Raw genomic sequence first — 13300 nt, 5'->3', positions numbered from 1 at the left:
TAGGTCAATCTTTCTCAAATAGAATGGTAATTGTAACTCGATTTGATAATCTGGATAGGTACCGCAAACGAAACGCTACAATGATTTTCCCATCTGTTGAAAAAACCTTTATTGATTTTGCGCCCTAGGGCTTCGGTAAATCAAATTACCTTCCTTATCCCATTCTGCTCGAATGTAGGGTTTGAAATCATCATCAAATGGTTCTTCTTGGTATTGAATTTCACGTTTTCGTATAGCTCTGGTATTGGCCGTATCCCAGTATTCGGTCCATAATCCTACCTTTTCCCCGTATTGAAATTCACCGGTAACCGCTACCTGTCGATCTTCGTAAAAGTGAAAAAAATTACCTTCCTCTAATCCATATTGTACCGGAATGATTTTTTCAATGGTTTTGGAAGATCGATCGTAATAGGTTACTCGAGATTCCCGTGGCCAGCCTTCCTGGTAGTGATTTTTATCCTGCAGGACATTTTGGGTATCAAAAAGCATCCACGTACTATGTTTGGTGCCGTAGTAAAACATTCCGCTTTCCACCACTACTTCATTGACCTGTCGCTCATAAGGCCCATGTAAGAGGTATCCAGCTCCTGAAGTATATCCTGAGGAACGGATACTTCGCTCCTCCTGATCAAACCAATACACATCTCGGATGTAGGGATCAGGCTGCCGATTAGCGTCCGTAAAGTTAAAAATATGATAAATCTCCTGTCCTCGGATATTTTCCCGGATAAACCCCTTTCTGGTTTTGATTCCAAACCAGATATTTTTTTTCGCTTTTTTCTTTTTTGCCTTTTTCTCCTCGTTCTCTTTTGAATCATCAAAGAGCAACAAGGGCATCGTGGTAGGCAGCAGACTTTTGTCCACCATACCCGAGGAATCTGGATCGGTCTTTTCTTGGGTATTTTTTTCCTGTTTTTGAGCAAGACTAAAACCCGTGGAGATTAGAAGAAAAAGGAAGAGTAATCGAACTCGCTTCATGTATGTGAAAAACGAAATTTTTTACCGTGTATTTTATTCAAAAATAACATTTCATCATCAATTCTCCCGCTTTGTTTAAAATTTATAATCTTCTGCCTATTTTTGAGGAATTTGTAATAAACTCCCTATAATAATGAATTCTATTCTATCAGATCGCATCTTGAATATGGAAGAATCAGCTACCCTGGCCATGGCAAAAAAGGCAAGGGAACTGAAAACTCAAGGTATTGACATCATTGGACTGAGCCTTGGCGAGCCGGATTTCAAAACACCCAAACACATTCAAGAAGCTGCAAAGTCGGCTATCGACGAGGAAAAGTACTTTTCATATCCTCCCGTAGCCGGATATCAGGATCTGAGAGAAGCAATCGCAAAAAAGCTCAGAGAAGAAAATACTATTTCTGAGGCGAAAGCCGAAAACATCGTGGTTTCAACTGGTGCCAAACATTCTATTGCCAATACCTTCATGTGCCTGATTAATGAGGGCGACGAAGTGGTGATTTTTTCACCGTATTGGGTAAGCTATGCCGAGATCATCAAGTTGGCGGGCGGTGTTCCTGTATTGATTGAAGGAACCTTGGAGAATAATTTCAAAGCAACTGCTCAGCAACTAGAAGAAGCAATTACTGATAAAACCAAAGCGGTGATTTATTCTTCTCCTTGCAATCCAACCGGCTCGGTTTTCAGCCAGTCCGAATTGGAGGCGATTGCCGAGGTTGTAAAAAAGAAAGCGGGACTGATAGTCATAGCAGATGAAATCTACGAGTTGATCAACTTTACGGGAAAGAACTTCAGCATCGCGTCCTTACCTGGAATGTTTGAGCGGACGGTAACTGTTAATGGATTTTCTAAAGGCTATGCGATGACAGGATGGAGAGTAGGCTACATCTGCGCCCCTGTTGAAATCGCCAAGGCAGTGGAAAAAATCCAAGGCCAATTTACTTCTGGTGGAACAGGAATTGCTCAGCGAGCGGCTTTGGCGGCCATTTCCGGAGATCAAACTCCATCAAAAGAAATGGCTGAAGCTTACCTGAAAAGAAGAAAGATCGTATTGGATCTATTGCAGGAAATCCCAGGCATAAAAACCCATATTCCCGAGGGAGCTTTTTATTTCTTTCCTGACGTGACCGCGTATTTTGGGAAATCTGCCCATGGTCACACGATTAACAATGCGGATGACCTTTGCCTGTATTTATTGGATGTGGCTCATGTGTCCCTGGTGACCGGAGCGGCTTTTGGTGCAGATAATTGTGTTCGTTTGAGTTACGCGGCTTCGGAGGACGATTTGAAAGAAGCCATGAAGCGATTGAAAAAGGCCCTAGGCGAATTGGTTTAACTTATTTCAACCCCGGTTAACGCTGGGGTTGTTTTTTTGCTAAAAGAGAATGGCGTAATATTGGATAAAGTTTTAGAATATGGCCCATGCCTTAGTCATTACTCCTGTAAAAAATTCGATCGAAACTACCTTGGATACAGCTCGGGCAATCGCTCAATCTGACCTCTCGGTGAAGCACATTATTTTTAATGATTTCAGCACGGAGGAAACCAAGCGAGAGCTGGAAAATAACAAAGCTGAAATTGGTTATGAATTAATTCATCTGGAGGACCTGACTGATCATCCGTCGCCAAATTATAAAATGGTCTTGCAGTATTCGCAGAAAAAGGCCTTGGAAATGAATCTCCCCCTTCTGGTGATTGAGTCTGATGTAGTGATCAAATCCAATACCATCAGCCAATTATTGAATCATCAGAAATCGCATGCTCATTCCGGATTGACTGGTGCGGTGACAGTGGATGAGAAAGGAGCGGTGAATTTTCCCTATCTTAAATTTAAAGGAAGAAAAGAATCCGAAATCAATACGAAGCGAAGCCTTAGTTTTTGTTGTACGCTTTTTTCACTTGATTTTCTTAAAGCCTATGATTTTATGGGTCTTGATGATGCCAAAGACTGGTATGATACCTTTATTTCGACCCAATCCTTAGCATGTGGATTTGAAAATTTTGTTCTCATGGAGGCTCCGGTTTGGCATCGTCCCCATGGAAGCCGCCCTTGGAAACAGCTCAAATATAAAAATCCGCTGAAATATTATTTCCTTAAGTTTTGGAAAGGATGGGATAAAATCTAGATGGATTTTTGAAAAAAGGGCTCAAACTCCGGTGATGGATTTAGCATGGCTAAGGTATCACGACCAATTTCTTTTAGCCAGTAACCCTGTTCGTTCAGCATTTGATAGCACTTGGAAAGTTCCTCAGGCGAATAACTTACCTTTTCAAAAATAATTGCGCCAGGTTTGGAGTTTGGAATGTCAAAAATGGAAATTACTTCCAAATCGAAACCTTCTGCATCAATCTGTAACAGGTCTATTTTGTCAATGGCATATTTTTTCATAAGCATTTTTGGACTGATCACATCGACTAATTCAAATCCGATCCGTTCTGAAGGTTCCGAGGGGATCTTAATTCCGAATTTTTCACAGTTTTTTTTCACAATTCCATTTTCAAACAATTCTTCGATCTTTTCTTTGGAAAATGAAGCCAAACCCGTTGCCCATCGCATCTCACTAAATCCGATTTTAAATAACTTTTGCTGGCCATCTTCCTTCCCTATCGCTGCACAGATGGGATGAAGTCCTTTGTTTTTCCGGTAGATTTTTTTTAAAAACTGATGATAAACTGCGGGCTGAGGTTCCAGTAAAACACCCTTCCAACGGTCTCTTTTGATGAATTTATGGATAGGATCATTAGTGATTCCATCATTTGCACCAATTTGGATGACAGTGAAATTGTCCTTTTTGGATTTCGAATATGCTGAAAGAAAAGCAGAGAGGCTTCCGCTTTTAGGCTTATAAAAGTGTCTGTAATAGGCCATAAAAAGCGGATTTTCATTGGCGCTGAGCGATATCCGGAGATTCTTGTAGAAGGTCTTAAATTTAGATTTTAGGGTCATAGTTGAGATTTGGCTGACACCATTAAGTAATCGGCTGAGTGCTATTTAATGAGTAATCGTAAGATTTTGAGGAGTTTGTTGTAGGGCTTAGACCAAGTTCGCTGAATTCGAAGTGGGCCGGACAGTTCACGGTTAAAAAAATCAATATGTTTTCGATTAAGGTAGGCGATTCGCTCTTTTTTCTTTTGGCTGGTTCCGGTCCGTTTTCTCTTGCTATTGGGTGTAAGTCTGTAGAAAAATCCAACAAAAGGAAGCTGAACCACCTCGCCTTCATTTTTGAGCATTTTGATCCAAAATTCCCAATCTTCCCTTCCCATGGTCATATCTTCAGAAAATCCACCACAAGCTTCCCAGTCTTTTTTCCTGAATAGTGCAGCCACATAAATCATGTTGTCTTTGGCCAAAGCGTATCGGCTAAACGCTTTGAGGTTCCAGGCTTGAGTGCCCGAGCTGTCAAATTTTACCGCTTTGGCATAAACGACCTTGACAGATGAATTTGATTGGAGGACCTCGACCGCTTTTTCGATGTATCGATTCGAAATCAAATCATCTCCGTCGAGCGGTAAAATGAATTGTCCGTTTGCCTGTTGAATTCCATGATTTCTGGCAACTGCTACTCCGGCATTTTTCTGATTCAAGACAGTGATTTCAGGAAATTGAGAAGCTAATTCCTTCGCAATTTGGAGACTGTGGTCAGTAGATCCATCATTGACAATTATCAGTTCAATAGGATCATACGTTGATTTTAAAACCGACTGAACAGTTTCTCTCAAATAGTCTGCCTGATTGTAACAGGGGATTACGACAGAAACTAAAACGGGCTGAGAAGTCATGGCATACAAACTAACGCAAAGAAAAGGATTTGTAAAATACGTATTCTTCTTTGGGGTGATATTTAAAGAGAAGGGGTAATTGAACTTAAAAGGAGTCAAATAAATGGTCCTTTCCAAATATTTCTTTTTTTTAGCAAAAAAACACAATTATTAATTTGGAAAATTAAATACTCTTCGTAATTTCATCACGGTGATTAAACAACTTTTGTCAACTTCTTTTTAAAATTCAGAGGTCACGATCTCTCAATTTTCGAACTCAATTAGTTTTAGAAAAGAATCCGGGCTACGGTCCGGATTTTTTTATTCCAAAAAAATCTTCCATTTTCCTTGATGAGTTTCTCTAAAAAGGCCCACCTTCTCTTTATTTTCCTTTTCGGCCTAACCAGCAGTTTCTGTTTTGCCCAATTCGATAGTTTATACCTTGAGAAACCTAGTGATCAGTTAATTATGAGGGTTTACCTCTCAAGGAAATACACTGATTTTGCACTGAAAGATCCTCAGACTCAGCTCCGTTTTTTACCCAATTCAGGAAAGAATTTGGGGATTGGAGCAACCTATAAAACCCTGACGCTTAACTTGGCTTTTCCAGTTGGTTTTTTAAATCCAAATCGTCGAGATGATTTTCCAAAATATTTCGACTTACAGGTGCATCTTTATCCCCAAAAGTGGATCATCGATTTGTTTGGGCAGTTTTATAATGGCTATTCAATCAGGGATTATTTTGGAAGTGGTCTGGATTATGTGCGAGCAGATATGAAAATGCGGAAAATAGGAGCCAATGTGAATTACCTATTCAATGGAGAACAGATTTCGTTGGTTGCATCCATGCAACAAAGTGAAATTCAAAAGCGCTCTGCGATTTCACCAATGGTAGGTTTTGAGGCATATCGAATAACAGTGCAAGCAGACTCTTTGATTTTTCCCTCCGAAGTTGGTGCCAATTCTAATTTTCAGCGAGGTGATTTTATCCAGATTGGTCCAAATGCTGGGATGGTGGGGACCTTGGTATTGGGGCAGGGATTTTTTGTGACCGCCGCGCTGAGTGCAGATTTGGGCTTAGGTTACCGACGTTTGGAGCGACAGACAGAAAGTCGAGTTTGGGAGTTTAATCCCACCTATTTTGCCCGGGGCTTTGCAGGATATAACGGCCAACATTTCTCGATAAACCTCAATTATGTATATAAGCGTCTGTCCCTTGCAGGAACGACAAACTTTGATCAATCGGTTAATACAGGTAATTACCGGGTGAATTTGGTTTATAAATTCCCGCTCAAAAAGGAAGTGGCTAAATTCCTCTCTCGAATCTCCCCTTCACAAATTTTCGGGAAATAATATGGGGGGATTTTCGCTGTGGAAGCGGAGAAATATCCTTAGTTTTGAATAGTATTAAAGGTGAAAATGTTATGAAAGATCAATTTGGAATCCGGGAATCGCTGAAAAGACTTGGTGTTCAGTCAAAGAATACAGGGACTTCCACTGGAATCAATTGGATAGAATCAGAGGGTGATTATATCGAGTCATTCTCTCCAGCAGACGGTGAACTGATCGGTCAGGTCCAGTTGACTAATGAAGAAGCCTATGAAAAAGTAATTACGACTGCTCAAATCGCTTTTGAAAAGTGGAGATTGGTGCCTGCACCCCGGAGGGGAGAAATTGTCAGAGAGATAGGTAATGCCCTCCGGGAGGTAAAAGCTGATTTAGGCAAGTTAGTTTCATACGAAATGGGAAAATCCTATCAAGAAGGACTGGGGGAAGTTCAGGAAATGATCGATATCTGTGATTTTGCAGTTGGACTTTCGCGGCAGCTATATGGACTTACTATGCATTCGGAGCGACCGGGGCATCGCATGTATGAACAGTGGCATCCACTCGGCATCGTCGGGATTATTTCAGCTTTTAATTTCCCGGTGGCAGTTTGGTCGTGGAATACGGCATTGGCTTGGGTTTGTGGAGATGTGACGGTGTGGAAACCATCCGAAAAGGCGCCACTTTCTGGCATTGCTTGCCAAAAAATAGTGGGTGAGATTTTCAGAAAACACGAAATGCCGGAGGGTATTTCATCGCTGATCATCGGGGATTATCGAGTGGGAGAATTGCTTTCTCATGATCCTCGAATTCCCTTGGTTTCGGCAACAGGTTCTACCCGAATGGGAAAAGCGGTTGGAAGAGCTGTTGGAGAAAGACTGGGTCGTTCACTTTTGGAATTGGGAGGAAACAATGCCATTATTATTTCCGAGCATGCCGACATGGAAATTGCTATTCGGGGCGCACTCTTTGGAGCGGTGGGAACAGCCGGACAACGCTGTACCAGTACGCGTCGATTAATCATTCACGAATCTGTTTTTGAGGAGGTAAAGAGCCGTTTGGCTGCTGCTTATAACAAATTGACTATCGGTAATCCATTAGACGAACGCAATCACGTGGGGCCTTTGATCGATCAGGAGGCAGTCAGTATGTATCAAGTTGCTCTTCAAAAAGTAATAAAGGAGGGTGGAAAAGTAGTGGTCGAAGGAGGTGTACTTTCAGGTAAGGGCTACGAATCGGGTTGCTATGTCAAGCCTGCAATTTTCGAGGCAGAAAATCATTATGAGATCGTGCAGCAAGAAACCTTTGCTCCAATTTTATATTTGATTAAATATAAAACAATGGCCGAGGCAATTGCGATTCAGAATGGAGTTCCGCAGGGACTCTCCTCATCAATTATGACCATGAATATGCGTGAGGCAGAAACCTTTTTATCCTCCGAGGGTTCGGATTGTGGTATCGCAAATGTCAATATCGGGACCTCTGGAGCAGAAATCGGAGGAGCTTTTGGAGGGGAGAAGGAAACTGGGGGAGGAAGAGAATCCGGTTCGGATGCATGGAAAGCCTATATGCGTCGTCAGACTAATACGATCAATTATTCCACGGCTTTGCCATTAGCACAGGGAATTAAGTTTGATATTTGATTCGAACATAAAGAGAGGCTGTCAAATTGAATTGACAGCCTCTTTAAAATTTAGATGGTTTTTTGACGATTGTGAACGCCTTCCTGGAATTCTTCAATCATTTTTTTATTAAATGCTTCCAAATCATTAGGGTCTCTGCTTGTGACCAAACCTTGATCGGTAACAACTTCGCGATTTTCCCATCTGACACCTGCATTTTTTAGATCGGTTTTAATACTGGGAAAACTTGTCATTCTCCGTCCCTGCAACGCGCCTGTTTCAATTAAAACTTGTGGCCCATGGCAAATACTGGCAATGGGTTTTCCGGCATCAAAAAACTGATTTATAAATCCAATTGCCTCATCATTTCTTCTGAGTTTGTCTGGATTTAATACTCCTCCGGGAATCAATAAGCCATCGTAATCATTTGGATCGGCATCGGTTACTAATTTATTGACATCCATTTCCAAATTCCAATTTCCATTCTTCCAGCTTTTGATTTTGGATTGAGGAGAAATAAGATCCACCTGAAATCCAGCGTCCCCCAACGCTTTTTTAGGGCTGGTTAGTTCTATTTCTTCAAACCCGGTTTCAGTTAAAAGTGCAATATTTTCAGTTGAGTTATTCATCGTAAAAGAGTTATTAGTTTAAAATTAATTATTTCTCAAAGCTTCAATCAATTCATTTTTTGTCATTTTACTTCTTCCCGCAATCCCTACCTCTTTCACTTTTTGATATAGATCTTTCTTAGTTCGTGCTTCGTAGGCACGACTATTGAAATCCATATCCTGTTTAGCTGTATTTGCAATACGAGCGGCTTTCTGTTTGCTCATGCCTTGGTCTCGAAGGGCTTCGTATTGTTTTTCATTTTTAATTTGAGGAGTTGAATTTTTGGGAGTCATGAAAACAAGATATTGATGAAGTTCTTATTTATATAACTATTAAGTAAAGAATTTGTTTCAAAAAGGACGGGTTTCTTCAAATTTGCGAGGGTTGTACTTCTTGGATACCTCCTTTTTAGAGGAATCGTTATTTTTGAAATAAAATATTCTGACTCATTTTCAATCAATTAACTATTTTAGGTTTTGAAATGCTTGGGTATTTGAAAATAGAAATTACCTTTGCATTCCCATTTGAAAGAAATGAGAAACAGGGGAGCTTAGCTCAGTTGGTTCAGAGCATCTGCCTTACAAGCAGAGGGTCGGGGGTTCGAATCCCTCAGCTCCCACCACCAAAAAATTGGAAGTTTAGCTCAGCTGGTTCAGAGCATCTGCCTTACAAGCAGAGGGTCGGGGGTTCGAATCCCTCAACTTCCACTATGGCCTCAGAATTTCTGAGGCTTTTTTATTTTGGGGCAAGGCAACCTCTGGGTACAAAAAAATATTCCCAAAAGCTAGATTGCAGTTTGGGGAAAAGGTGAAGGGTAAGGAAGGCTTTTTTATTCAAAATTGAGCATAAATCCCATTCGAAACCACCTTCCAGGCATTTGCACGGTTCCCGATTCAATGTAATCTGTGTCACTTATATTCGAGACTTCGGCGAATAGGCCCAGTTTGCCACTTCGATTGTAATCCATCCGTGAGTCAAGTAGAAAATAAGGGGAGAGGCTGAATCGCTCCACATAGCGAATTTTGGTGTTCCATTCCAGTTTTTGGCCAATTCCAAGTAGAGCCCCAGTAACAAACTGATGTTTCAATGCTGCCAATGCGTATCGGGTTTCAGTGCCGGGTCGTTCGACTAGATTTGCATCGATGTAGTTGTAGGAAACTAGCAATTCTTTCAAGCGGAAAATGCCATTTCCGGAACTCACTCGATAGGTCAAGGCAGCTTCAATTCCATTAAAATTGACCTCATTGAAATTTTGAGGCTGCCATGGCGTGTTTTCATCAGGCCTAGTCCATTCGATCAAGTCATCAGTGCTTCGAAGAAAATAAACTAGCTCTGCAAAAAATCCGTTTGTTACCCATTTGGTTCCGATCTCAAAATTTTGAGCTTGTTCAGGCTGTAATTCCGCATTTCCAATATTGGTTGGCCCGACATAGAAAAGATCTGTATAGGTAGGAATTCGAAAGCTTTTTCCATAGCCCGAATAAAATCGTAGGGATTCTGTGGCTTGGTATCCAATTTCTGCACCTGGGAAATGCTTCCATCCAAATTCATTGAAGTAATTACTGTAAACTCCTGCACGGAAATCTGTTTTTTCGCCCAAATTAATCAGCTGCTCCAAAAATACACCTGCCAAAGTCCGGTCATGATTTCCCAAGTTATTGCTTTCGATTTGTTCTTTCCGATACTCCAGACCAAATCCGGTCGTGCCCAACCTGCTTTCGAAACTGCCATTAGTTTCCATAGCATAGGTGTTGGACGTATGAAAATTTTGGTAAAAGCTTGGTTCGTTTCGTCTCAAGCGATACTCATCTGCATTTTTTCGCCAGTAAGCACGCGTATTGATTCGCCATTTGGTAGTGCTGAAGGTATGGCTCAAGGCCCCCAGGCTGGTTTGAAGACTTTCCCACTGATCAGGAAAAGTACTGGTATAAAACCCATTGGCACCAAAACTCCGATCGCTGTAGGCGATCATTCCTCTAAGTTCATGTGATTCATTCAGTGCCAGGCCCCCTTCATAAAAGAAATTGCTGACTTGATAATCCGAATTATACCAATGCCCGGCAGATTCATCGAAGGAGACCGAAAGGTTTTGTCTGTAATTACCACTGGGTAGCGATCCAGAAAATGCTAATCCTCTCATGGTGAAATCCCCGCCATAGCCTTGGAGTCTGAGACTTCTGGTATTGGAAAGTTCGGTGATGACGTTGACCGCTCCGGCGTAGGCATTTTGTCCAAAAATTCTTGAGCCTGGCCCTTTGAGAATTTCTACCCGGTCAATATTGACCATGGGGACGGGTATATTCATCAGATGGTGGCCGGTTTGAGGATCAGTGAGTTTGATCCCATTGAGAAGCATGAGGGTTTGGTTAAATGACCCGCCTCGAATACCGATATCGGCCTGGACTCCGGTAACTCCCCGCTGTCTTACATCCACCCCGGGTACGAATGCCAAAATCTCTTGAAGACTTCTGGCAGGAGTGGTTTCGAGTTGTGGTTTGGTAATCACAGAAATATTTCTGCTTTGCTTTGAAAAGGGAATCTGGATCCGGTTTTCTTGAATGACAATCTCCTGTAAATCCAAGGAATCAGGCTCTGTCTGAGCCGTTAAATCACTCCAATAGCCTCCAAGGAAAATAGCGAGTAATAATTTTTTCATCGGGTAATTTGCGTAATAGTTTGGCCAAAGTTCTTTCCAAAATTCTCCAAATCCAAGATTGAGTCTTTTCTAAAAAATCGTTAAGCTTTTCTGGTTTACCAAAAATAGGATGGCAGTGTGAGTTTGCCTTTGTATTTTCAAGCCTAAAAATAAATGTGATATGATAAAAAGAATGTTTTCCGGACTAATTCTGTCCGCTCTTTTTCTTGGCAGTCCATCGATTGCTCAGCAAGGATTAGAAAATAATCAATCGGATTTTGGGGAATTCATGAATCGAAAGGGGACTTTTACCCGTACCGCATCAGGCAAGCCCAGTGAAAATTATTGGCAAAATGCGGCTGATTATCAAATTGAGGTGACTTTGAATGATGAGGCCCATACACTGACCGGGAAAGTGACCATCGAATACACCAATAACAGTCCGGAGGAGTTAGATTTTGTTTGGCTTCAACTCGAGCAAAATCGATTCACACCTGATTCCCGTGGTACACTGACCACTCCAATTCAGGGGAACCGTTACAATGGGGACACCGATGGAGGATATGACATCTCAGGAGTTCAGGCGACAGTTGGAAAAAGAGGAAGTGTTTCCACAAAGCACTTGATAGAGGATACCCGAATGCAAGTATGGTTTAATGAACCCATTCCTGCCAAAGGAGGGACCGCTACCATTTCGATGAATTTTTCTTTTAAAGTCCCAATTAAAGGAATGGATCGTATGGGAAGACTTCAGGTAGAAGATGGATGGATTTATGCCTTTGCGCAGTGGTATCCTAAGGTAGCTGTGTTCGATGACATCGAGGGGTGGAATGTGGAGCCGTACTTGGGAGCGGGTGAGTTCTACTTGGAATATGGGGATTTTGATTATAAAGTTACTGTACCTTATGATCACATTGTAGTGGGTTCTGGCAAGCTCATGAATCCAAAGGAAGTCCTTTCAACGGAACTCCAAAATCGGTATGAAAGAGCACAACAAAGTGATGAGACGGTATATTTGATCACTCCTGATGAAATTAAAAATACGCAAATCACCCGGCCAAAGCAGGAGGGGACGGTTACTTGGCATTTCCAGATTGAGAATGCCCGTGACATCGCTTTTGCCAGCTCTGAATCTTTTATCTGGGATGCAGCAAAAATCAATTTGCCGAGCGGAAAAACGATTTTAGCTCAGTCTGTTTATCCTAAAGAATCGAATGGACAGGAAGCCTGGTCTCGTTCTACAGAATATTCCAAAGCTTCAATCGAACATTATTCAGAAAAATGGTACGAGTATCCCTATGAGGCGGCAACCAACGTGGCTGCCGATATCGGGGGAATGGAGTATCCTGGGTTGAACTTCTGTCGCTACACTTCCAAGGGTGAGGGACTCTGGGGTGTGACTGACCATGAGTTTGGACACAATTGGTTCCCGATGATTGTCGGTAGCAATGAGCGTCGTTATGCTTGGATGGATGAGGGCTTTAATACCTTCATCAATCATTACAGCACACTCGAATTCAATGATGGGGAATATGGATCCAATCTGGACCAAACCCGACGTTACAATACCTATTTTCTCAATGAAAATCGGGAGGGGATTGATACCTATCCTGATGTAGCCAACACTTCGAATTTGGGAATGGTAGCTTACATGAAGCCGGCAATTGGCTTGATTATGCTTCGAGAATACGTGTTGGGGCCCGAGCGATTTGATCATGCTTTCACCTCCTATATTGAAACTTGGGCATACAAGCATCCTCAGCCGTCTGATTTCTTCAATCATATGGAAAATGTTGCTGGAGAAAACTTGTCCTGGTTTTGGCAAGGCTGGTTTTATGGCAATGGAAACATTGACCTGGGTATAAGTACAGTGGTTCCTTATTCCGGAAATTACTTGGCGGTGTTGACCAACAGAGGTGATATTCCGATGCCTGTATTACTGGAAATTGAATTTGAGGATGGATCCAAAGAGCGTCAAATGCTGCCTGTGGAGATCTGGCAACGTGGCGATAATTGGAATCATTTGATCCGAACTGATAAGCGAGTGGTAAAAGTCACTCTTGATCCTGAGAAAATTCTTCCTGATGTGAATTTGGGAAATGACAGCTGGCCTCAGCCCCTGTATGAGGATTGATTCGAAAAAGTGAATGAAATAGGGAGCAATCAAATCTATTTCAATAAAAAATAAACGCCCGGAGAAAATTTTTTCGGGCGTTTTCGATGTGTGCCGTGCATGGCAATCGACTAGGTGGTGTAAGTCCACTGTGGGGGTATGTAATCGCCAACCACTAGCTTAAGGCAAGGGTGTCCATTGTGAGATGGAATCTGAAGGAAGCCGGCGGCAAAACGCTGCCCCGAGGAACACGAACCT

General features: G+C 41.9%; 11 protein-coding genes and 2 tRNA genes. 7 read left to right on the top strand and 6 right to left on the bottom strand.

The window, feature by feature from the left end; genetic code table 11:
• Positions 1 to 108: 108 nt before the first annotated feature.
• A complete protein-coding gene (locus Q0L00_RS12440) occupies positions 109 to 978 on the bottom strand; it encodes a hypothetical protein (RefSeq protein ID WP_297337208.1) in 870 nt (289 codons plus the stop codon).
• Between the two features lie 133 nt (positions 979 to 1111).
• On the opposite strand from Q0L00_RS12440, the gene Q0L00_RS12435 reads away from it, so the two are divergent.
• Both Q0L00_RS12435 and Q0L00_RS12430 read left to right on the top strand, forming a co-directional pair.
• Positions 1112 to 2314, top strand: a complete 1203-nt coding sequence (locus Q0L00_RS12435) for a pyridoxal phosphate-dependent aminotransferase (RefSeq protein WP_297337207.1) — start codon at positions 1112 to 1114, stop codon at positions 2312 to 2314.
• 79 nt (positions 2315 to 2393) lie between these two features.
• On the top strand, positions 2394 to 3104 hold the full coding sequence (locus Q0L00_RS12430) for a glycosyltransferase (protein ID WP_297337206.1): 711 nt from the start codon (positions 2394 to 2396) through the stop codon (positions 3102 to 3104).
• Here the strand turns inward: Q0L00_RS12430 and Q0L00_RS12425 are convergent.
• On the bottom strand, positions 3101 to 3925 hold the full coding sequence (locus tag Q0L00_RS12425) for an FkbM family methyltransferase (protein ID WP_297337205.1): 825 nt from the start codon (positions 3923 to 3925) through the stop codon (positions 3101 to 3103). The two genes, Q0L00_RS12430 and Q0L00_RS12425, sit on opposite strands and share 4 nt — an antisense overlap.
• 41 nt (positions 3926 to 3966) lie before the next feature.
• Positions 3967 to 4758 (bottom strand): glycosyltransferase family A protein, encoded by a 792-nt coding sequence (locus tag Q0L00_RS12420; protein ID WP_297337204.1) that lies wholly within the window; start codon positions 4756 to 4758, stop codon positions 3967 to 3969.
• Between the two features lie 330 nt (positions 4759 to 5088).
• Here Q0L00_RS12420 and Q0L00_RS12415 point away from each other — a divergent pair, with 330 nt between their 5' ends.
• Together Q0L00_RS12415 and Q0L00_RS12410 are read left to right on the top strand one after the other, a co-directional pair.
• Positions 5089 to 6090 carry a DUF4421 domain-containing protein gene (locus tag Q0L00_RS12415; RefSeq protein ID WP_297337203.1) on the top strand — a complete coding sequence of 334 codons (1002 nt, stop codon included), beginning with the start codon at positions 5089 to 5091 and terminating at the stop codon, positions 6088 to 6090.
• Positions 6091 to 6161: 71 nt separating this feature from the next.
• Entirely contained in the window at positions 6162 to 7706 is a 1545-nt protein-coding gene (locus Q0L00_RS12410) for an aldehyde dehydrogenase family protein (RefSeq protein WP_297337202.1), read from the top strand.
• Between the two features lie 50 nt (positions 7707 to 7756).
• Here the strand turns inward: Q0L00_RS12410 and Q0L00_RS12405 are convergent, their stop codons facing one another.
• A complete protein-coding gene (locus tag Q0L00_RS12405; RefSeq protein WP_297337201.1) occupies positions 7757 to 8314 on the bottom strand; it encodes a type 1 glutamine amidotransferase domain-containing protein in 558 nt (185 codons plus the stop codon).
• A 24-nt stretch (positions 8315 to 8338) separates the two neighbouring features.
• A complete protein-coding gene (locus tag Q0L00_RS12400) occupies positions 8339 to 8587 on the bottom strand; it encodes a Rho termination factor (RefSeq protein WP_297337200.1) in 249 nt (82 codons plus the stop codon).
• 251 nt (positions 8588 to 8838) lie between these two features.
• Here Q0L00_RS12400 and Q0L00_RS12395 point away from each other — a divergent pair.
• Both Q0L00_RS12395 and Q0L00_RS12390 read left to right on the top strand, forming a co-directional pair.
• A tRNA-Val gene (locus Q0L00_RS12395) sits at positions 8839 to 8916 on the top strand.
• A 10-nt stretch (positions 8917 to 8926) separates the two neighbouring features.
• Positions 8927 to 9001, top strand: a tRNA-Val gene (locus Q0L00_RS12390).
• Positions 9002 to 9123: 122 nt separating this feature from the next.
• Here Q0L00_RS12390 and Q0L00_RS12385 read toward each other — a convergent pair.
• Complete coding sequence (locus tag Q0L00_RS12385) at positions 9124 to 10950, bottom strand: TonB-dependent receptor (protein ID WP_297337199.1); 1827 nt, start codon at positions 10948 to 10950, stop codon at positions 9124 to 9126.
• A 160-nt stretch (positions 10951 to 11110) separates the two neighbouring features.
• Between Q0L00_RS12385 and Q0L00_RS12380 the strand changes: the two genes are divergently transcribed.
• Positions 11111 to 13063 (top strand): M1 family metallopeptidase, encoded by a 1953-nt coding sequence (locus Q0L00_RS12380; protein ID WP_297337198.1) that lies wholly within the window; start codon positions 11111 to 11113, stop codon positions 13061 to 13063.
• Positions 13064 to 13300 lie beyond the last annotated feature (237 nt).

The organism is Algoriphagus sp. (genome assembly GCF_024305035.1).
Lineage (GTDB): Bacteria > Bacteroidota > Bacteroidia > Cytophagales > Cyclobacteriaceae > Algoriphagus.
This window is presented reverse-complemented; position numbering and strand designations above follow the sequence as displayed.

Coding starts and splice junctions, on each gene's coding strand:
- Q0L00_RS12440 (WP_297337208.1), bottom strand. CDS start 978: ATGAAGCGAGTTCGATTACTCTTCCTTTTTCTTCTAATCTCCACGGGT.
- Q0L00_RS12435 (WP_297337207.1), top strand. CDS start 1,112: ATGAATTCTATTCTATCAGATCGCATCTTGAATATGGAAGAATCAGCT.
- Q0L00_RS12430 (WP_297337206.1), top strand. CDS start 2,394: ATGGCCCATGCCTTAGTCATTACTCCTGTAAAAAATTCGATCGAAACT.
- Q0L00_RS12425 (WP_297337205.1), bottom strand. CDS start 3,925: ATGACCCTAAAATCTAAATTTAAGACCTTCTACAAGAATCTCCGGATA.
- Q0L00_RS12420 (WP_297337204.1), bottom strand. CDS start 4,758: ATGACTTCTCAGCCCGTTTTAGTTTCTGTCGTAATCCCCTGTTACAAT.
- Q0L00_RS12415 (WP_297337203.1), top strand. CDS start 5,089: ATGAGTTTCTCTAAAAAGGCCCACCTTCTCTTTATTTTCCTTTTCGGC.
- Q0L00_RS12410 (WP_297337202.1), top strand. CDS start 6,162: ATGAAAGATCAATTTGGAATCCGGGAATCGCTGAAAAGACTTGGTGTT.
- Q0L00_RS12405 (WP_297337201.1), bottom strand. CDS start 8,314: ATGAATAACTCAACTGAAAATATTGCACTTTTAACTGAAACCGGGTTT.
- Q0L00_RS12400 (WP_297337200.1), bottom strand. CDS start 8,587: ATGACTCCCAAAAATTCAACTCCTCAAATTAAAAATGAAAAACAATAC.
- Q0L00_RS12385 (WP_297337199.1), bottom strand. CDS start 10,950: ATGAAAAAATTATTACTCGCTATTTTCCTTGGAGGCTATTGGAGTGAT.
- Q0L00_RS12380 (WP_297337198.1), top strand. CDS start 11,111: ATGATAAAAAGAATGTTTTCCGGACTAATTCTGTCCGCTCTTTTTCTT.